The organism is Microbacterium sp. SORGH_AS_0505 (assembly GCF_030818715.1).
Lineage (GTDB): Bacteria > Actinomycetota > Actinomycetes > Actinomycetales > Microbacteriaceae > Microbacterium.
Genome location: NZ_JAUTAT010000001.1, coordinates 2933042 through 2952848, shown reverse-complemented (window position 1 = coordinate 2952848; position 19807 = coordinate 2933042). Strand labels below are relative to the sequence as shown.

The window sequence follows — 19807 nt, the reverse complement described above, 5'->3', positions numbered from 1 at the left end:
GAAGGCGGATGCCGTCCCGAATCCGGCGCTGTTGACGAGACCCGCGGGGCGGATGCCGCGCTCGGACAGTTCTCGCGCGATCGCCGCGGGCGCCGCGGGGTCGGCGAGGTCGGCGGCGAGCACGGCGGCCTCGACACGGTGCAGCCCCCGGACCTCTTCGGCGAGGGCCTCGAGCCGCTCGGCGCGTCGGGCGATGAGCACGACGTCGTGACCGCGTGCCGCGAAGCGGCGCGCGAACCCGGCGCCGATCCCCGAGCTCGCTCCCGTGATGACGATCGCGCCGGGCATGGGGCCTCCAGGGAAGTTGTACATATGAACAAGTGCGGGTGGTCCCTCAGTATGGCGAGGCTGCCGTGTCCCGTAAAGAATCAATCGTGGGAATATGCCCGTTGGTGGAGTATGAATGACGCATGGCATCGACACTCGGCCCGACGGGCTTCTGGATCCTCACGGCGCTTGCCGGCGGGCGACGGCACGGCTACGACATCCTGCGCGAGGTGGATGCCGCCTCGTCCGGGCGCGCGGCGATGAAGGTCACGACCCTCTACGCCGCGCTCGAGCGGCTCGAGCGCGAGGGGCTGATCCGTGCAGACGGCGAAGAGGTCGTCGGCGGTCGCGCCCGGCGGTACTTCGCGATCGAGGATGCCGGGAGCGCGGCCCTCGAGGCGGAGATCACCGCGCTCGAGCACCAGGCCCGCGTGGCGCGCGAGCGGCTGCGCGCCGCGGGCCGTCCCGCGATCCAGCCGGGGTTCGGCCGGACGGCGATCGCATGAGCGGGCTCGACGAGCGACGGTTCCGTCGCCTGCTGGCCTGGTACCCCCGTTCGTGGCGCCGTGCGCACGGCGACGTGCTGATCGCCATGATGCTCGACGAGGCCGAGCGCACCGGACGAGCGGGACCCACCGGCGCCGAGACGCGTTCCGCGATCGTCCACGGTTTGGGCGCTCATCTGGGTGCGACGGCCGCGATCGTGGCGGCATCCCTCGCGATCCTCGCGACCGCCGCGGGGCAGATCGGCATCCTGTTCATCACCGGCGGCGGGCAGGCGTTCCACGAGCCGATGCTGTTCGCGATGACGGGTGTGGCGCCTGCGGCGACCGGAATCGCCCTGGTCGCGCTGCTGCGTGCCGTCGCCCTTCTCCGCGACGGTGCGGCGCTGATCGCGATCGTGTCCCTCGCCCTCGCCGGGGTGTGCAGCGGGCTCGCCGGGATCGGGTGGAGTCAGGGATTCGATGCTGCGGACGCAGGGCTCCCCCAGACGGGGCTGGCCGGGATGACGGTGCCGCTCGCGGGCGCCGGCGTCCTGCTGACGACGATCGCGTTCGCCCTGCTCATCGCTCCCGCGCTTCGACGCGTGGGTCTCGGGCGTCCGGCCGGGCTCCTCGCGATCGTCGTGGCGATCATCGCCGCCCCGGTCACGGGGGCGTTCGTCTTCTTCTCGCCCGGGACCACCGCGGTCGTGGCGATCGTCGTGCTCGTCGTCGCGGCCTTGCCCCGCACGCGAGGCGTCCGACGTGACGTACCCGATGCCGTCGCACCGGCGGCGCCCGTGCCGGTGCCCGCCGCACCGCACTCCTCGGTGGGTGGGGCGGCCCTCAGCCGCGTCCTCGCCGGGATCGCGCTCTCCGGTGGTGCGGTGGGGATGGCCTGGGCGTTCGCCGGTGCTGCGTGGTCGTCCACGGCGCGGGGGGACGACACGGTGGCGATGCGGGAGGGCATCGTCATCCTCGCCGTCAGCATGATCCCCGCCCTGGTCGCGCTCGGTGTCGTGCTGCGCCGCTCGCGTCGGCGTCCTGGTCGCGATGTCTGGATACCGGTGGTCGCCGCCGCGACCGGCTTCCTCATCATCGCGACGGAGTATCTGGTCACGTACGGCAACGGCGACATCACGATCGGTTGGGTGGGCGCGGCAGCGGCGATCGGTGTCGCGCTCGCCTGGTGGATCGTCGCGCGGATGCCGCTGAGCACCGGATACGGCTCCGCCACCGGCATCCGCGTTGGTGTGGGTCTTGCCATCGCGCTCGCCTACACGCTCGTCCTGGGCCTGGCGCTCACGCCGATGCTCGCTTTCGCGACGCCTGTGCTGGCGCTGGTCGTCCTCGTGCTGCCGTGGCGTCGGAGCTCAGCGCCCTCGCTCGTCGTGGGTCAGGTGGCGTAAATGGCCCGCCGCGCCTGGGCGTGGTCGACGGTGGCGATCGTCGCGGCATCCCTCGCCCTCGTCGCGTCGATCACCGGTGGCATCGGATGGCTCTCCATCGAGGCGCCGGACGCGTTCCTGTTCGTCGCGGGTGGGGTCGCCCCCGCCGCCATCGGCGTCGCGCTCGCGGTCGTCGCCCACCTCGGCGGGCTGGTCGGCGCCCGCAGCACCGGGGCGCTCCTCGTCGCAGCCGTCGTCGCCGGAACGGCCGGAGGTCTCGCTGCCGCCGCGGTCCGGGCGTCCTCCCGGCGGAGCGACGACGGACTGCCCACGGCGACGGTCGACGCGCTCGCCGTCGGCCTGGCCGCGGTCGGTGTCGTCGCGCTCGCCGTCTTCCTCGCCGTCGCCGGGTCCGCGCTCCTGCGCCGCGCCGGCCTCCCGGTGTGGGCGTCGGCGACGCTCGGCGTCATCGGCGGGGCCATCGTCGCGCCCGTCCTCGGCGTCATCGCCGTCACGGTCCACCTGCTGACCGCGGTCGGCGCCGTCGCCCTGATCGGCTGCGCCGTCGAGATGCGGCGACGGATGCCGGTGGTCGCGGTCTGAGAGACCCGGGACCCGCCGCAGCGGGCCCCGGGCGGACAGTCAGACGCTCGCCGGAACGCGGGTACCGGTCGACAGGCGCTCGGCGGCGTAGGCCTCGGCCGCGTCGAGCGGCGAGACGCCGCGGGCGGCCGCATCGTCGAAGAGTCGCCGCATCGTGTCGCCGATGCCGTCGATGCGGGTCGCGATCTCCTCGCGGTGGCCGGGCGTGCGCGCCTCGACGTCGAGGTAGATGACACCGCCCGCGTTCGCGACGAAGTCGGGGGCGTACAGGATGCCCCGCTCCGCCAGGCGGGCTGCGCCGGAGCGGTCTGCGAGCGGGTTGTTCGCGGGGCCGCAGACCGCGGTCGCAGCGAGCACGTCGATGACCTCGTCGGTGAGCACGCCACCGATACCTGCCGGGACGAACACGTCGGCGGGCACCAGGTGCTCGGCACCGGGCTCGACCCACGTCGCACCGAGCTCTGCGGCGAGCGACATCTTCGCGGGGTTCACGTCGGTCACCGTGAGGATCGCACCCTCACCCGACAGCCGGACGGCGAGCCGGCTGCCCACCTGACCGAGTCCCGAGATCGTTATGCGGCGACCGGCGACCTCCGGTGAGCCCGCGATGCGCTCGAGCGTCGCCCGGAGCGCCGCGTAGACACCACGGCTCGTGGGGCCGGCGGGCTCGCCCGAGCCGCCCACCGAATCCGGCAGACCCACGACGTGCGCCGTCCGCTCGCTGACGACGAGCATGTCCTCCGTCGTCGACCCGACATCCTCCGCCGTCCGGTACTGGCCGCCGAAGGACTCGACCGCATCGCCGAGATCCAGGAACGCGGCCCGGCGCCGATCGGCGTCGAGGGTGTCCGCCTCGCTCAGGGCGATGACGGACTTGCCGCCGCCGGCATCCAATCCCGCGGTGGCGTTCTTCAGCGTCATCGCCGCCGACAGGCGCAGCGCGTCGCCCATCGCGTCGGACCAGTGCGGGTAGCGCCACAGGCGCGCGCCGCCGAGGGCGGGGCCGAGCGTCGACGAGTGCAGGGCGACGGTGACGACGAGGCCGCTCCGCCGACCCGTGATCACCTCCACGCGCTCGTGGGTGAAATCGGGCAGGGGCAGAGAATGCGTCATCGCGATCCTTGTCGACGGGCCTTGTGGGCACTGCGGTGCGGATGCCGCCGATCTGCGGCATCCGTCATCATTCTGCCTCGCATATCGCCCCCCGCCTAGGCTGTGGCCCATGCAGACCGAACGCTATTCCCACGGCCACCACGAGAGCGTCCTGCGGGCGCACACCTGGCGGACGGCGGAGAACTCGGTCGGGTATCTGCTGCCGCACCTTCGCCCCGGCGCGTCTCTCCTCGACGTCGGATCGGGCCCGGGCACCATCACGGTCGACCTGGCGCGCCGGCTGGATCCCGGTCGCGTCGTGGGCCTCGACGCCTCGGCCGACGTCGTCGCGCAGGCACAGGCCCACGCCGCCGCGGAAGGCGTCACGAACGTCGCCTTCCAGACCGCGGACGCCTACGCCGTCGACGCCCCGGACGGCTCCTTCGACATCGTCCACACGCACCAGCTGCTGCAGCACCTCGGCCGGCCCGTCGACGCCCTGCGCGAGTTCCGTCGACTCGCAGGACCAGACGGCCTCGTCGCGGCGCGCGACGTGGACTACGCGGGCATCATCATCCACCCGCACATCCCCGCGCTCGACGAGTGGCTCGACCTGCTGCTGCGCATCGGTCGTAACAATGGCGGCGAGCCGGCCGCCGGTCGGCGCCTCAAGGCGTGGGCCCGCCAGGCCGGCTTCACGGACGTCACCGTGAGCGCGTCGACGTGGCTGTTCGAGACCGACGAGCAGCGCGCGTGGTGGGGCGGGTCGTGGGCCGATCGCGCCCTTCACTCCTCGTACGCCGAGCACGCCGTCGAGCAGGGTCTCGCAGGCCGGGCCGACCTCGAGCGGATATCGGCCGGGTGGCGCGAGTGGGCGGCGGCTCCGGACGGGTGGCTGCTCATGCCGCACGGCGAGATCCTCGCGCGGGGCTGAGCGGTGACGGAGAACCTCGGCGCACGCAGCCGCCTCGTCCACGACGCGCTGCGCGCAGCCGGCATCTCGGGAGAGATCGTCGTGCTGCCCGACGCGGCGTCGACCGCGGTGCTCGCGGCCGAGGCCCTCGGCGTCGAGGTCGGCGCGATCGCGAACAGCCTCGTGTTCCAGTGCGACGGGCGACCGCTGCTCGTGATGACCAGCGGTGCCCACCGCGTCGACACCGCAGCCCTCGCCGCACGGATCGGGCGAGGGAAGATCAGCCGCGCAACCCCGGAGCAGGTGCGCGACGCGACGGGCCAGGCCATCGGCGGGGTCGCCCCCACCGGCCACCCGGCGCCTCTCGAGACCCTCGTCGACGAGGACCTCGCCGGTTACTCCGAGATCTGGGCGGCCGGCGGCACGCCGCACACCGTTTTCCCGATGACGTTCGACGAGCTCGTGCGGCTCACCGGCGGTCGGGTCGTCTCGGTCGTCTGACGCGCGCTCAGGTGTGGATGAGCTCGCGCCAGTTCAGGGGCACGCGGCCGCGCGGGCCGGGAGCGGGCTGATCGGCCGGATGGCTGGTGGGTTCGGCGAGTTCGGGGCCGGTGAACATGGTCTCGTCGACGTAGTCCCAGAACCAGTCCTCGCGGGGCTCGAAGCTCTGCACGAGGCGGTGCCCGGTCTCGCGGAAGTGCGCCGTCGCGTGCTGCCCGGGTGATGTGTCGCAGCATCCGACGTGTCCGCACGCCGCGCAGCGGCGCAGGTGCACCCAGAACCCGTCCTGTTGATCGCATTCGGCGCAGCCCGCGCCCGAGGGGGCCACGTTGGTGTCGATGTCGGAGCTCATCTCATCCTCTCGATGGGGTCAGTAGGCCAGGGCGCGGTGCACCGAGGCGACGGCGCTCGATCCTTCGCCGACGGCGGCGGCGACGCGCTTCATCGATCCGCGACGCACGTCGCCCGCGGCGAACACGCGCGGCGCGGACGTCTCGAACGGGAACGGCTCCCGCCCGAGGTCCCGCCACTGCGCGATGGACTGCACGGCCACGTCGGTGCCGGTGCGGATGAACCCGTCCGTGTCGCGGTCGATGGCCGGCAGCCACGAGGTCGCGGGGTCCGCCCCGATGAAGCAGAACAGCCCGCGCGCATCGACCGCGCCGGCCGAGTCGATCGTGACGGATTCGAGGGTCCCGTTCCCGTCGAGTGCGGTGACCTGGGATGCGGTGTGCACCTGCACCCGCGGATCCTCGGCGAGCCGGTCGGCCAGATAGCTGGACATCCGGGTGCGGAGGTCCGTGCCGCGGATGACGAGGTGCACGGGGGAGCCGTGGGCGGCGAGGTAGAGCGCCGCCTGCCCGGCGGAGTTCGCCCCGCCGACGACGACGACCGGCTTGTTCTGCACCTGGCGCAGCTCGAGCGGCGTCGCGGCGTAGTAGACCCCGGAGCGCTCGAAGTCCTCCCACCGGTCGAGGGCGAGTCGGCGGTAGGCCGCCCCCGAGGTGACGATGGCGCTGCGCGCGCGGATGACGCGGTCGTCGGAGAGGGTGACGTCGAGCAGGTCCGCGCCGACCTGGGCGAGTGCGACCGCCTCGCACGGCGCGTACACGCGGACCCCGAACTTCAGCGCCTGCAGGACGGCCTGACCGATGAGGTCACCGCCGCTCACGCCGAAGGGGAACCCGAGGAAGTTCTCGATGCGGGACGTGGATGCCGCCTGCCCGCCCGGCGCGACGGCGTCGAGCAGTACGGTGCTCAGTCCTTCCGAGGCGCCGTAGATGGCGGCGGCGAGTCCGGCGGGGCCGCCGCCGACCACGACGAGGTCGACGATCTCATCGGACTCCGACCGGTAGCTGAGGCCGAGGCGCTCCGCGACGAGTCCTGGGGTGGCACGGGGGATCGGCTCGCCCTGGACATAGGCGACGGGAAGGTCTTCGGCGGTGACTTCGTGCGCGTCGAGCGTGTCGAGGTCGCTCGGCGCGAGGGCGACGGCCTTGTGGACGAGGTCGAGCCGCTCGGCGAAGCGCCGGAGCGACAGGAAGTCGTTCGACGTCGTCGTGCCGACGAACTTGAGCGTCATGGCGGCGGGTCCCGTCCGCAGCGACTCGCGCCGCGCCCACAGCGCGTGCAGGATGAGGTCGCAGAGCTCGTCGTCCTCGCTCATGATCTCCCGGAGCGCGGCGCGGGACAGGCGGTGCACGCGGCCGGCCTTGGTCACCCGGGCCGACAGGAACGCGCTCTGGCCGTTCAGGATGCCGAGCTCCCCGGCGAACCGGCCGGGGCCGACCGTCGTGATGACCGCCTCGCCGATCCAGCGGAGCGCGTCGCGGACGATCTCGATCTCGCCCGACTCGACGACGATGAGGTCGTAGCCCGCTTCGCCGGTGCGGAAGACGTAGTCGCCGACCTCGACGTCCTGGGGCACGGCGGCGGCCACCAGCCGCTGCCAGTGCATGTCGGAGAGGTCGGGCGACATCATCGCGTCCATCGTCATGGGAGCGTTTTCTTGCGCCATGGCGCCCAACCTACCGACCCGCGGGCGAGACCGGTGCGTCGGATTCCGACTGCAACGCCCGGATGAGCGACTGCGCGTCGTACGGGCCGGTGTGACGGCGGCCGTTGACGAAGAACGTCGGCACGGAGTGGATGTTCATCGCTTCGGCGTCGAACATGTCGTCGCGGACGCGACTCGCCACGTCGGGCGCGGTGAGGTCGCGCTCGAACCTCGGCACGTCGAGCCCGAGACGTGCGGCGAGGCGCACGATGTCGGACGGGAGCTGGTTGTCCTGGTCGGCGAACAGCCCCCGCTCGAACTCGAAGAACTTGTCCTGCTTCGCCGCCGCCTCCGAGGCCTCCGCCCCGGCGAGGGCGTTGGGGTGCTGCACCGTGAGGGGAGCGTGGCGCCATACGTAGCGGAGGTTCGGTCCGAGTTCGTCCATGACCTCCTGGATCGACCCCGACGCCTTGAGGCAGAACCCGCACTGGAAGTCGCCGTACTCGACGATCTCGTACGGGGCGTCGGCGGACCCGAAGATGTGGTCGCGCCGCGGGTCGACAGGACGCACGAGCGTCTGGCCGACCTCCTCCTCGGGGCTCCGGGCGTCCGCGATGCGGAACAGGACGGTCCCGAGGGCGAGGGCGATGACGGATGCCGCGAGCACCCCCACGCGCGCCTGGTTCTGCGCGTCGGGGTCCTCGATCGCGAGGTCGATGATGAAGAGCGAGATCGTGAAGCCGATCCCGGCGAGGGCCGCACCGCCGCCGATCCGGTCGAGCGAGAGCCCCGGGCCGAAGTCGCCGATCTTCAGGGCTTTGAGGACGGCGGTCGACCCCCAGATCCCGACGAGCTTGCCGGCGACCAGGCCGACGACGACGCCCCAGGTGAGCGGGGAGGTCACGGCGGCCGCGAGGATGTCGGGGCTGAGCGAGACGCCGGCGTTCGCGAGCGCGAACAGCGGCAGGATGACGTAGGCGACATACGGCGCGTACGCGGTCTGCAGCCGCTCGTTGATCGAGATCGACTCGCGGAGGCTGTTCACCGCGGCGCGGGCGTACTCGGTGCTCGGGGACTGCCGGAAGGTGCGGGCGAGTTCGAGGGCGTGCTCGACGTCGCGGCGGTCGGGCCGGTAGACCGGCACGAGCAGGGCGATGGCGACGCCGGCGAGGGTGGGGTGGACGCCCGAGGCGAGGAACGCGAGCCAGACCACGACGGCGAGGGTCGCGTAGATGGGGCCGCGTCCGGCGCGCACGTAGCGGACGAGGTAGATGCCGACGAGGCCGACCGCCGCGATCACGAGCGGCATCGGCGTGAACGTCTCGGTGTAGACCAGCGCGATGATGCTGAGCGCTCCGATGTCGTCGACGACGGCGAGAGCGAGGAGGAACACCCGCAGGCGTCCCGAACCGCGCGGACCGATGAGCGCCAGGGCGCCTACGAGGAAAGCCGTGTCGGTGGAGATGACGACGCCCCAGGCATCCGCGTTCCCGCTCGGACCCGCGATGAGGACGAACAGCAGGGCGGGGAGGGCGAGTCCCGCGACGGCCGCCACGACGGGGACGACGGCGCGCGACCAGCTGGTGAGCTCGCCGATGGCGAACTCCCGCCTCACCTCGAGACCGACGGTGAAGAAGAAGATCGCCATCAGCGCGTCGTTGACGAGCGCATGAAGCGTGAAGTCGAGCTGGATGTCGCCGAGCCCGATCATCAGGTGGGTGTCCCAGAACCCGTTGTAGGTCTCGGAGGAGATGTTCGCCCACACGATGGCGGCGGCGGTGGCGATCAGCAGGAGCAGCGCCCCCATCCGGGTGCGGCCCATCCTGCCCACGTGGTCCGCGATCGAAGCGAATTTGCGCGGCATGCATCCTCCGGTTGGGGGTCGAGTCGGATGCCAGTCTCCACCCCCGCCGGGTCTCTGTCAGCGGGGAGCTGTGAGGATCTCGTGGCAGACGACCGCCGCGGCCGCCGACCAGGCCTGCGGTCGGCAGGCCGCGGGGTAGGGAGCGGGCACGGTGACGTCGCTCGCGGCGTCACCGGCATGGAGCTCCGGCATGCGATACGCGAACGCCTCGGCGGCCGCCAGCATTCCGTCGACGAGCTCGCGAGCCTGGTCCGCGAGGCCCGCGCGCGCCATGCCTCGCGCGACGATGGCCGTGTCGTGCGCCCAGACGCTGCCGCCGTGATAGCTGAGCGGCCAGTACCCCCCGGCATCCGTCGACATCGTGCGCAGGCCGAAGCCGGACGACATCGACGGACCGATGAGCAGATCGGCGACCGTGCGCTCCTCGTCGAGGTCGAGGATGCCCGTGCCCAGCAGGTGACCTGCGTTCGAGGTCAGGGTGTCCACCGCCCGGCCGTCGCGGTCGAGGGCGATCGCCGGGTAGCGACCCTCCGGGGTCTCGACCCAGAAGCGCTCGCGGAAGCGTGTCCGGAGCTCGGCTGCCCACGACCGCAGACGCTCAGCGCCGTCCTCTTCGAGCGAGTCCAGCAGATCGGCGGCACGGACCGCCGCCTCATAGGCGTAGCCCTGCACCTCCGAGAGCGCGATGGGGCCGTTCGCGAGCGACCCGTCGCGCCACTGGATCGAGTCGCCCGAGTCCTTCCAGCCCTGATTCGACAGGCCGTGGCCGGTCTCGTCGACGTAGTCGAGGAAGCCGTCGGCGTTCGCGGACGCGATCACCCAGTCGAGCGCATCGTGCATCGTGGGGAGGAGGTCGCGGACCTCGGCCTCCGGCATCCCGGCCTCGTGCGCTTCGGCGAGGAGGATGATCCACAGCGGGGTCGCGTCGACGGTGCCGTAGTACAGGGGCGGCAGCGAGATGCCCTCGCCGGGCATCGTGAGGGTGCCGGCGCGCAGCTCGTGGGCGATCTTGCCCGGCTGCTCGGCGGTCGCCGGGTCGGCGGTGGAGCCCTGCAGTCGCCCGAGGACCCGCAGAGCGGATGCCGCCATCCCCGGATCGACGGAGAGGAACAGTCTCGCCGCCCACAGCGAATCCCGCCCGAAGAGGGTGAAGAACCACGGCGCGCCGGCGGCGAAGAACTCGTCGGGATTGCCCGGCAACGTGAGCCGCAGGGCGTCGAGGTCGTCGAGCGCTTGACGGAGCCAGCGGAACAGCCGCGGGTCGATCCCCTCGACCGGTTCGAGCGCCCAGTCGACCTGCCGCGTCGTCCCCCGGACCACGAGCGACGGGTCGTCGAGGTCCACGCGCCACGACACCGTGACGGACGACCGCGGCGGGCAGGTCACGCGCCATGTCAGGGCGAGGTCGTCGCCGGCCTCGGTCACCTCGGCGCCGGACGCCTGCAGCCGCATCGACGATTCGCCCGCCGTCAGCTCGACGGCGTCGCCCGCGGAGGTCCGCTCGATCGGGGCACCGCCGCCCGTGCCGGATTTGACCAGCTGCATCGGCGTCGCGTCGGGGGTCACGGTGACCTCGATGGCGAGCTCGACCGGTTCCGCCAGATGCGAGAAGAGGGTGAACTCCTCGGTCATCCGTCCGTCGGCGACGACGCGGCGTCGGGTCAGCCGGATCTTCGGGTCCGGCGTGCGGTCGTCGAGTCGCCGCAGAAGCGCCTCGAACCGCGCATCGGATGCCGAGTCCGCCGAGCGTGAGATCCATTCCGGCGCGTGGGTCGCGGCATCCGTCCCGTAGCGGACGCGGGTCGCGCGGATGAAGCGCGTGTCGCCGTGGAAGACGCCGTCGATCGATCCGGTGTCGGGGGAGGGGGCGCCGATCTCGCCGTCCGCGCGGGACCACACCTGGGTGGGCGCGCGGAGGACGACGACGGCGTCGGACAGGAAGGGCTGGAGGCCTGCGGTCATCCCTTGACTGCTCCTTCGGAGGTGTTCATGATGCGCTTCTGGAAGATGAAGAAGACCACCGCGACGGGGATCGTCATGAGCGCGGCGGCGGCGAGCTTCAGCGGATACTGCGTGCCCTGACTCAGCTGCCCCGACGACAGGCTCGCCACCCCTCGGGTGAGCGGGAAGAGCTCGGGCGACTGTACCGACACGATGAAGTGGGTCAACTCGTTCCATGATCCCTGGAACGACAGGATCACGATCGTGATCAGCGCCGGCCGCGCCATCGGCAGAACGACGGACCAGTAGACCCGGAAGGTCCCGGCGCCGTCGATGCGCGCCTGCTCCTCGACCGACGGCGGGATCGACTCGAAGAAGTTCTTCATGATGAACACGCCTGCCGCGTCGACCAGGAGCGGCAGGACCATGCCGGCGTACGAGTCGTACATCCCGAGCTGGTTCAGCACGAGGAACCGCGGGATCAACAGAACGACAGAGGGCACGGCCATGACACCGACCACGAGCGCGAAGATCAGACCGCGCCCCCGGAAGCGCAGCCGGGCGAGCGCGTACCCGGCGAGGGAGACGAAGAACACGCGTCCGAGTGTGACGAGGATCGTGACCACTGCCGAGTTGGCGAACCAGAGCGGGAAGTCGCTGTTCAGGAACAGCCGCTCGTACGCGGCCGTCGTGAAGGTCTGCGGGACCAGCGAGATGGGGTTGGATGCCGCTTCCTGCTCGCTCTTGAACGAGGTCGCCACCTGCACGAGGAACGGGTAGATGTAGACGAGGGCGAGCAGGGCGAGGATGCCGTACAGCGCGATCTGTCCGACACGGGATGCCGGGGTGAGCCGGCTCCGACGCCGCGGCGCGCGGCCGATCGGCTCGTCGGTGAGCGTCTTCGTGCGAGCGAGGGTTCTGCTGTCGGTCACGACCGTGCCCCCTTCGGCGTGTATGCGCGGATGCGGCGCTTCGAGACGGGTCGCTCCCGCAGGAGCCACCGCTGGAAGAGCGTGAACGCGATGATGATGAGGAACAGGATGAAGGCGATCGCGGCGCCGATGCCCCAGTCCTGATTGCTGAACGCCGACGTGTACGAGAGGTAGGCGGGCGTGATGGTGGTCTTTCCCGGTTGGCCCTTGGTGCCGGTGTAGATCTGGTCGAACACCTGCCAGCAGCCAATGAGTCCGAGCGTGATGACGGTGAAGAGCGTCGGGCGCAACTGGGGGAGCGTGATCCGCCAGAAGCGCTGCCAGGCGCTCGCGCCGTCCATCATCCCCGCCTCCGTCAGCTCGTAGCCGACGTTCTGGAGGGCCGCGATGAACAGCAGCATGAACGTGCCGCTCGTCGTGAACACCGCCATGAGGATGAAGGCGCTCATCGCGACCGAGGGCCCGGCGATCCAGTCCCAGCCCGAGAGACCCAGGAAGCCCGGCTGCGAGATCGCGGCGGGCGCGGCATCCACTCCGAAGGCGCCGAACAGCAGGTGCACGATGCCGCGGGGGTCGTTGAACCAGTTCGGTCCCTTGCCGCCGGTGACGGCCGCGATCAGCGCGTTGACGGGTCCGGCGGCGCTGAAGAGGAAGATCCACAGCACCGTGATCGCGACCGAGCTCGTCACGGACGGGAAGTAGAAGGCGGTGCGGAAGAATCCGCGCGCCCTCATCATCCGGCGGCTGACGAGAACCGCGAGGAACAGCGACAGCGCTGTCTGGAGGGGGACGACGAGGAAGACGTACCAGGCGTTGTTGCGCAGCGCCGTGCCGAAGTCGCGACTGCGCAACCCTTGGCCCGAGGTCAGCTCGCCGTAATTGTCGAGCCCCACGAAGTCGACGTTCGGCGAGAGCGGGCTACCGCGGCCGCCCCAGTCCGAGACGCTCACCCAGAGCGCCATGAGGACGGGGAGGAACAGGAACACCCCGAGGATCACGACGACGGGGGAGACGAACAGCCACCCGGCGACACCCTCGCCGCGACGCAGACCGTGTGAGCGGTGGTCGCGGCGAGGGGTCTTCTCGGGTGCCCGTTCGGTGGTGACGGGCGAGGCCATGTCAGCCGACGATCGCCTCGAGGTTGGACTGGACGCTCTGCAGGATCGTGGCGGGGTCGCCGTCCTTCAGAGTCGCCAGCTGCGCGTTGAAGTCGGTGAAGACGTCGGACACGCCGTCGTTGGTCGGCACGCCCTGGGCGTAGTCCGCGCCGGCGAGGAACGCGGCGAGGTCGGGGTTGTCGGTGGTCCACTGATCGGCGGCGGACTGGACCGACGGCATCGGGCCGAACGCCTTCGAGAACGCGAGCTGCTGCTCGGCGGTCGTCAAGTACTCGACGAGGCTGAGAGCGGCCTCCTGGTTGGGACTGTCGGCGGCCATGCCCCAGCAGTTCGTGAACTGCAGGGTGCCCTTGCCGGCAGGGCCGGCGGGCAGCTCGACGACGAGCGGGTCGACGTCGGGGTAGTCGCCGAGCGCGCCGGTGATCCAGTTGCCCTCGATCGTCATGGCGCCCAGCTGCTTGCCGAACGCCTCACCGCCCCAACCCGCACCGACGTCGGCGGCGTAGGCGAACGTGCCGTCGGCGAGGTGCTCCTTGACGTAGGCGAGGGCGTCGGTGTTCTCCTGACTGTCGGCGACGGCGGTGGCGCCGTCCTCCGAGACCAGTCGGCCGCCGGCCTCTGCCATGAAGGCGCCCACTCGCTGGTACTCGCCGCTGAAGACGAGACCCGTGGTGTCGCCCGAGGTCAGCTTCTTCGCCGCTGCGGCCAGCGAGTCCCAGTCGGTCGGGATGTCGGCATCCGTGAGGCCCGCGTCATCCCACAGGTTTCTTGTTGATGATGAGCTGCAGCGTCGAGAAGTCCTTGGGCGCGCAGTAGAACTCGTCGTCGTAGGTGAAGTTGGTGACGAGCGACGGGTAGAAGTCGTCCTTGTTCTCGAGCTGGTCGCCGTAGGCGATCACCGACCCGTTGTCGGCATACCCGGCGAGAAGTTCGGTCGCGAGGTAGAACAGGTCCGGCGGGTTGCCGCCGGCGAAGCCCTGCGAGAGCTGCTGGGTGAGGTCCGTGGCGGCGATGACCTCGGCGTCGACGCCGGATTCCTTCGACCAGGCCGCGACGGCCTCCTTGACCGCGGCCGTCTCGGCGTCGCCGGACGAGCCGATCATGATCGTGAGGGCGTCGTCGGACGATGTGAGCCCGCCGCCGTCGGCGGAGCCGGATGCAGCTGGGCCGTCGTCGAAGCCCGAGCCTCCGCATCCCGCGAGGGCGAGTGTGGCGGCGAGGCCGATGCCGCCGAGCGCCATGAGTCGTCTGCTGTGTCGCATGTCCGTATCTCCTTCGATCCCGGTGCTGCGATCGTTCCGACCGTGCTGATCTCGGTCGACTTTGAACGATCAAATTGTGGAATGCTGACCAACGTAAGAGGGTGGTCCCATCACTGTCAAGGGGGCGGGATGCGTCGATGAGTGAAAAGTCGATAACGATCGAGGACGTCGCCACGGCGGCCGGTGTGTCGCGTCAGACCGTCAGCAACGTCCTCAACTCGCCCGCCATCGTGAAGACCGCGACACGCGAACGCGTGCAGGAGGCGATCTCGCGCCTCGGCTACTCACCGCACGCCTCCGCGCGGCGGCTCCGCACGCAGCGGAGCGCGACCATCGGCATCCACCTCGATCCGTACGCCGGTGGAATCTCCGGCGTTGTGCTCGACCGGTTCGTCCACGCGCTCACCGAGAGCGCCGGCGACCGAGGACTGCGCGTGCTCGTGTACGCGGCATCCGATCAGGACGAGGAGATCCGGCGGATGTCCGACCTCGTCCACGCCGGCGACGTCGAGGCCGTCGTCGTCACGGGCACCCGGTACGACGACCGGCGGATCGCCTGGCTCACCGAGCGCGGCGTGCCCTTCGTGTCGTTCGGCAGGCCGTGGGATGCCGCCTCACCCGACGAGTCCGCGCACCTGTGGGTCGACGTCGATGGCGCGTCTGGCACGCGGGCCGCCACCGAGCACGCGCTGACCGTCGGCCCGCGGGTCGCGTTCCTCGGCTGGCCCGCAGGATCGCCGACGGGAGACGACCGCGAGCGCGGGTGGCGCGACGCGATGACGGATGCCGGTGCCCGCCCGGATCTGCGCCTGTCGGCCGAGGAGCGGGTCGCCGATGCGCGGGAGCGGGTCGCGGAGTTGCTGGCGACGACGGCAGTCGACGCGATCGTGTGCGCGAGCGACACCCTCGCCGTCGGCGCGCACGTCGCCGCCGTCGCGGCGCAGCGGCCGGACGTGCTCATCATCGGGTTCGACAACACCCCCGCGGTCGAGGCCCTGGGCCTGTCGAGCGTCGAGCAGCTGCCCGAGCTGGTCGCCGCGGGCACCCTCGACCTGCTGATGGGCAGCGGTGGCCGCATCGAGCGCCGCGCCGCGGGGGACGGCGAGGGGCACGTGCTGGTCCAGCCGCGCCTCGTCGTCCGCTGAGGCGCGGGCCTCGCGGCTCGCCGGGGTTCGCGGCTCGCCGGCCGTACGGCGGAGATTACCGCGACACGCCGGGGATCCCGGTGGCGGCCCGCGCGTGTCGTCGGGATCTCCGCCGTTCGGTCGCGTGCTACCGCCGGCCGATGCGGCGGGAGAGCTCGGCGGCCGCCTCGGCGGCGAGGGTCGCGAGGTGCTCGGGGTCGGCGGCGGCGTCGTCGGGCCAGGTCACGGCGATCGCAGCGGCGGGCCACTCGGCGTGGTCCCGGACGGCGACGCCGACCGAGCGGAAGCCGAGCGTGACCTCGCCGTCCTCGCTCGCGTGCCCCGCGGCGCGGGTCTGCCGCAGCAGTTCGCGCAGTTCGCCCGGGCGGCCGGGTCCACGACCCGTGCGCTGTGGGGAGAGGGATGCCGCGTCGGGGAACAATGCGCGGACCTGCTCGCGGGGGAGTGTGGCGAGCATCGCGCGGCCGGTCGCCGTCAGGTGCGCCGGCAGCCGCACGCCGACGTCGGTGATGAGGGCGGGGCGTCGCGGGGCTCGTTCCTCGACGATGTACAGGACGTCGCGCCCGGTCATGACGGCGAGGTGCGCGCTTTCGCCGGCGCGGTCGGCGAGTTGCGCGACGATGGGGCGTCCCAGCCGTGCGAGCGGCTCCTGCCGCGCGTAGCCGCCGGCGAGCTCGAACGCGGCGGTACCGAGTCCCCAGCGGCGGTCGCCGTCGAGGTGCACGACGAACCCGTGCGCCGCCATCGCCGCGAGCAGGTGGTACACCGTCGATCGAGGCAGCTCGAGGTGCGTCGCGATCGTCTGCGCCGCGACGGGCCCGCGCTGGTGCGCAAGGAAGCTCAGGATGCGGAGCGTCTGATCCGCCGCGGGGACCTTGGGCCTGTCGGGGGCCGGCGCCTGCGGCTTGTCTGGGATCGACGCCCGCGGCTTGTCTGGGATCACAGACACAGGATGCCACGTCCGCCTCCCGCGGACCGTCGCCGCGCGCTGGAATCGACGCATGCCCGTCCTCACCGCCGTCGTCCTCGCGGACGCCCCGCTCACCCCCGCCGAGGTCGTCGCCGTCGCCCGCCACGACGCGCACGTCGTCGTCTCGGACGCGGCGCTCGCCCGCGCGGCCGAGACCCGCGCGCTCATCGAGCGGCTCGCCGACGATCCCCACCCGCACTACGGCATCTCGACCGGCTTCGGCGCGCTCGCGACGACGTTCATCGCGACCGACCGGCGCCGCCAGCTGCAGGCGAGCCTCATCCGCTCGCACGCCGCCGGGACCGGACCCGAGGCCGAGCGCGAGGTGGTCCGCGCCCTGCACCTGCTGCGCCTGCAGACCCTCGCGACCGGCCGCACCGGCGTCCGCCCCGTGGTCGTCGAGACGTACGCCGCGATGCTCAACGCCGGGATCACCCCGATCGTGCACGAGTACGGCTCGCTCGGCTGCTCCGGCGATCTCGCCCCGCTCTCGCACATTGCGCTCGCCGCGCTCGGCGAGGGGCCGGTCCGCACGGCGGACGGCACGAAGGTCGACGCCGCCGAGGCGCTCGCGGCCAGCGGCATCCGTCCCCTCGTCCTCGAGGAGAAGGAGGGGCTCGCCCTCATCAACGGCACCGACGGCATGCTCGGGATGCTGTCGCTCGCCCTCGCCGACCTCGACACTCTGCTCGCGACCGCCGACCTGGCCGCCGCCCTGTCGGTCGAGAGTCAGCTCGGCACCGACGCCGTCTTCGCCGCGGACCTCATGGCACTCCGCCCGCAGTCGGGGCAGGCCGTGTCGGCCGCGAACCTGCGCCACGCGCTCGCCGACTCGCCGATCGTCGCGAGCCACCGCGATCCGGCCGTCTGCACCCGCGTGCAGGACGCCTACTCGCTCCGCTGCTCGCCGCAGGTGCACGGCGCCGCGCGCGACACCCTCGACCACGCCCGCATGGTCGCGGAGCGCGAGCTGGCTTCGGCCGTCGACAACCCCGTCGTCACGCCCGACGGTCGCGTCGAGTCGAACGGCAACTTCCACGGAGCGCCGGTCGCGTACGTCCTCGACTTCCTCGCGATCGCCGTGGCCGACGTCGCCTCGATCTCCGAGCGCCGCACTGACCGGGCGCTCGACCGTACGCGCAGCAACGGGCTGCCGCCGTTCCTCGCCGACGAGGTCGGCGTCGACAGCGGCCTGATGATCGCGCAGTACGCCGCGGCGGGCATCGTCTCGGAGCTCAAGCGACTCGCGGTGCCGGCATCCGTCGACTCGATCCCGTCGTCGGCCATGCAGGAGGACCACGTCTCGATGGGGTGGGCCGCCGCCCGCAAGCTCCGCCGCGCGATCGACGGCCTCGCCCGCGTGCTCGCGATCGAGGTGGTGACGGGATGCCGCGCCCTCGACCTGCGCGCCCCGCTGCAGCCTGCGCCGGTCACCGGGGCCGTCCGTGACCTCGTCCGCACGGTCGTCGCGGGGCCCGGGCCCGACCGCTTCGTCGCCCCGGACATCGAGGCCGCGACGCAGCTCGTCGTCTCGGGCGAGGTCGCCCGCGCCGCGTTCGGACCCGCCGCGGAGCGGACATCCGTCGCCGCGAGGACGAATCCCCCCGAATCCGTCCGCCCGGGCGCAGATCCCCGCCCGAGCGCCGCACCGTTCGAAGGAGAACAGGCATGACCGACACGACCACGACCCGCAGCGTCCGAGCGGAGCGAGGCGCCGAGAGGACAGCGAAGAGCTGGGGCGCCGAGGCGGCGAAGCGGATGCTGATGAACAACCTCGACCCCGAGGTCGCCGAGCACCCCGAGGACCTCGTCGTCTACGGCGGCACGGGAAAGGCGGCCCGCTCGTGGGAGGCGTTCGACGCGATCGTCCGCACCCTCGACGAGCTCGAGCCCGACGAGACGCTGCTCGTGCAGTCCGGCAAGCCGGTCGGCGTCTTCCGCACGCACGAGTGGGCGCCGCGCGTGCTCATCGCGAACTCGAACCTCGTCGGCGACTGGGCGACGTGGCCCGAGTTCCGGCGGCTCGAACACCTCGGCCTGACGATGTACGGGCAGATGACCGCGGGCTCCTGGATCTACATCGGCACGCAGGGCATCCTGCAAGGCACGTACGAGACGTTCGCCGCCGTTGCGCGCTCGCTCGGCCGCGACTCGCTCGCCGGCACGCTCACGCTCACCGGTGGCGCGGGCGGCATGGGTGGCGCGCAGCCGCTCGCCGTCACGATGAACGGGGGAGCGGTGCTCGTCGTCGACGTCGACGAGTCCCGCCTGCGCCGCCGCGTCGAGCACGGCTACCTCGACGAGCACACCGCCGACCTCGACGCCGCGATCGAGCGCGCCGTGGCTGCGAAGGACGCCGGCGAGGCGCGGTCCATCGGCGTCGTGGGGAACGCGGCCGACGTCTTCCCGGAGCTTTTGGCCCGCGGCATCCCCATCGACATCGTGACCGACCAGACGAGCGCGCACGATCCGCTCGCCTACCTCCCCTCGGGCGTCGCGTTCGAGGACTGGAAGGGCGCGGCATCCGCCGATCCCGAGGGCTTCACGGAGCGGTCCCGCGCGTCGATGGCGCGGCACGTCGAGGCGATGGTCGGATTCCAGGATGCCGGGGCCGCGGTCTTCGACTACGGCAACTCGATCCGCCGGGAGGCCGAGCTCGGCGGCTACGAGCGCGCCTTCGCCTTCCCCGGGTTCGTGCCTGCGTACATCCGGCCGCTGTTCGCGGAGGGGAAGGGACCGTTCCGCTGGGTCGCGCTGTCGGGCGACCCAGAGGACATCGCGAAGACCGACCGCGCCGTCGCCGAGCTCTTCCCCGAGGACGCCGCGCTGCACCGATGGCTTGAGAAGGCCGCCGAGAAGGTGCACTTCGAGGGACTTCCCGCACGCATCTGCTGGCTCGGATACCAGGAGCGCCACCTCGCGGGGTTGAGGTTCAACGAGATGGTCGCGTCGGGAGAGCTGTCGGGCCCGATCGTCATCGGTCGCGACCATCTCGACGCCGGCTCCGTCGCGAGCCCCTACCGCGAGACCGAGGCGATGGCCGACGGTTCCGACGCGATCGCCGACTGGCCGCTGCTCAACGCGCTGCTGAACACGGCATCGGGCGCTGCGTGGGTGTCGATCCACCACGGCGGCGGCGTCGGCATCGGGCGTTCCATCCACGCCGGTCAGGTCACCGTCGCCGACGGCACGCCGCTCGCCGCCGAGAAGCTCGCGCGGGTCCTGGTCAACGACCCGGGCACGGGCGTCATGCGCCACGTCGACGCCGGCTACGACCGCGCAAAGGAGGTCGCCCGCGAACGCGGCCTCACCGTCCCCATGCTGGACGCGTGA

General features: G+C 71.8%; 17 protein-coding genes and 1 pseudogene. 8 read left to right on the top strand and 10 right to left on the bottom strand.

The features are described from left to right. Positions 1-288 (bottom strand): SDR family NAD(P)-dependent oxidoreductase (locus QE428_RS14670; RefSeq protein WP_307470568.1); only part of this gene is annotated, 288 nt, incomplete at its 3' end. 122 nt (positions 289-410) lie between these two features. On the opposite strand from QE428_RS14670, the gene QE428_RS14665 reads away from it, so the two are divergent. From QE428_RS14665 to QE428_RS14655, 3 genes are read left to right on the top strand one after another with little or no spacing between them, the layout of a single operon-like run. Continuing rightward, positions 411-773, top strand: a complete 363-nt coding sequence (locus tag QE428_RS14665; RefSeq protein WP_091355024.1) for a PadR family transcriptional regulator — start codon at positions 411-413, stop codon at positions 771-773. Further along, positions 770-2158: a hypothetical protein gene (locus tag QE428_RS14660; protein WP_307470566.1), complete on the top strand. Its 1389-nt coding sequence runs from the start codon at positions 770-772 to the stop codon at positions 2156-2158. Before QE428_RS14665 ends, QE428_RS14660 begins: the two co-directional genes overlap by 4 nt. Beyond that, a complete protein-coding gene (locus QE428_RS14655; protein WP_307470564.1) occupies positions 2159-2740 on the top strand; it encodes a hypothetical protein in 582 nt (193 codons plus the stop codon). A gap of 39 nt (positions 2741-2779) precedes the next feature. Here QE428_RS14655 and QE428_RS14650 read toward each other — a convergent pair whose 3' ends face one another. Further along, positions 2780-3853, bottom strand: a complete 1074-nt coding sequence (locus tag QE428_RS14650) for a Glu/Leu/Phe/Val dehydrogenase family protein (RefSeq protein ID WP_091355013.1) — start codon at positions 3851-3853, stop codon at positions 2780-2782. Between the two features lie 109 nt (positions 3854-3962). Here QE428_RS14650 and QE428_RS14645 point away from each other — a divergent pair, with 109 nt between their 5' ends. Then, complete coding sequence (locus QE428_RS14645) at positions 3963-4766, top strand: methyltransferase domain-containing protein (RefSeq protein WP_307470562.1); 804 nt, start codon at positions 3963-3965, stop codon at positions 4764-4766. 3 nt (positions 4767-4769) lie between these two features. Next, positions 4770-5246: a YbaK/EbsC family protein gene (locus tag QE428_RS14640; protein ID WP_307470560.1), complete on the top strand. Its 477-nt coding sequence runs from the start codon at positions 4770-4772 to the stop codon at positions 5244-5246. 7 nt (positions 5247-5253) lie between these two features. Here QE428_RS14640 and QE428_RS14635 read toward each other — a convergent pair whose 3' ends face one another. The 7 genes and pseudogenes from QE428_RS14635 to QE428_RS14605 all read right to left on the bottom strand — a co-directional run bounded on the left by QE428_RS14635 (position 5254) and on the right by QE428_RS14605 (position 14338). Further along, positions 5254-5598: a UBP-type zinc finger domain-containing protein gene (locus QE428_RS14635; protein ID WP_307470558.1), complete on the bottom strand. Its 345-nt coding sequence runs from the start codon at positions 5596-5598 to the stop codon at positions 5254-5256. Between the two features lie 18 nt (positions 5599-5616). Beyond that, positions 5617-7263, bottom strand: a complete 1647-nt coding sequence (locus tag QE428_RS14630) for a cyclic nucleotide-binding domain-containing thioredoxin-disulfide reductase (RefSeq protein WP_307470554.1) — start codon at positions 7261-7263, stop codon at positions 5617-5619. Positions 7264-7273: 10 nt separating this feature from the next. Further along, positions 7274-9106, bottom strand: a complete 1833-nt coding sequence (gene nhaA / locus QE428_RS14625) for a Na+/H+ antiporter NhaA (protein ID WP_307470552.1) — start codon at positions 9104-9106, stop codon at positions 7274-7276. A gap of 57 nt (positions 9107-9163) precedes the next feature. Beyond that, positions 9164-11068: a glycogen debranching N-terminal domain-containing protein gene (locus QE428_RS14620; protein ID WP_307470550.1), complete on the bottom strand. Its 1905-nt coding sequence runs from the start codon at positions 11066-11068 to the stop codon at positions 9164-9166. Beyond that, on the bottom strand, positions 11065-11979 hold the full coding sequence (locus tag QE428_RS14615) for a carbohydrate ABC transporter permease (protein WP_133399949.1): 915 nt from the start codon (positions 11977-11979) through the stop codon (positions 11065-11067). The genes QE428_RS14620 and QE428_RS14615 overlap by 4 nt, the downstream gene beginning before the upstream one ends. Beyond that, complete coding sequence (locus tag QE428_RS14610) at positions 11976-13097, bottom strand: carbohydrate ABC transporter permease (protein WP_091354979.1); 1122 nt, start codon at positions 13095-13097, stop codon at positions 11976-11978. Before QE428_RS14610 ends, QE428_RS14615 begins: the two co-directional genes overlap by 4 nt. A gap of 1 nt (position 13098) precedes the next feature. Beyond that, positions 13099-14338 (bottom strand): annotated as a pseudogene (locus tag QE428_RS14605) (extracellular solute-binding protein). A 158-nt stretch (positions 14339-14496) separates the two neighbouring features. On the opposite strand from QE428_RS14605, the gene QE428_RS14600 reads away from it, so the two are divergent. Continuing rightward, positions 14497-15504 carry a LacI family DNA-binding transcriptional regulator gene (locus tag QE428_RS14600; RefSeq protein ID WP_307470548.1) on the top strand — a complete coding sequence of 336 codons (1008 nt, stop codon included), beginning with the start codon at positions 14497-14499 and terminating at the stop codon, positions 15502-15504. A 127-nt stretch (positions 15505-15631) separates the two neighbouring features. Here QE428_RS14600 and QE428_RS14595 read toward each other — a convergent pair whose 3' ends face one another. After that, positions 15632-16453 carry an IclR family transcriptional regulator gene (locus QE428_RS14595; protein WP_307470546.1) on the bottom strand — a complete coding sequence of 274 codons (822 nt, stop codon included), beginning with the start codon at positions 16451-16453 and terminating at the stop codon, positions 15632-15634. 52 nt (positions 16454-16505) lie between these two features. On the opposite strand from QE428_RS14595, the gene hutH reads away from it, so the two are divergent. Further along, positions 16506-18146 (top strand): histidine ammonia-lyase, encoded by a 1641-nt coding sequence (hutH, locus tag QE428_RS14590; RefSeq protein ID WP_307470544.1) that lies wholly within the window; start codon positions 16506-16508, stop codon positions 18144-18146. After that, positions 18143-19807 carry a urocanate hydratase gene (hutU, locus tag QE428_RS14585; protein WP_307470542.1) on the top strand — a complete coding sequence of 555 codons (1665 nt, stop codon included), beginning with the start codon at positions 18143-18145 and terminating at the stop codon, positions 19805-19807. The genes hutH and hutU overlap by 4 nt, the downstream gene beginning before the upstream one ends.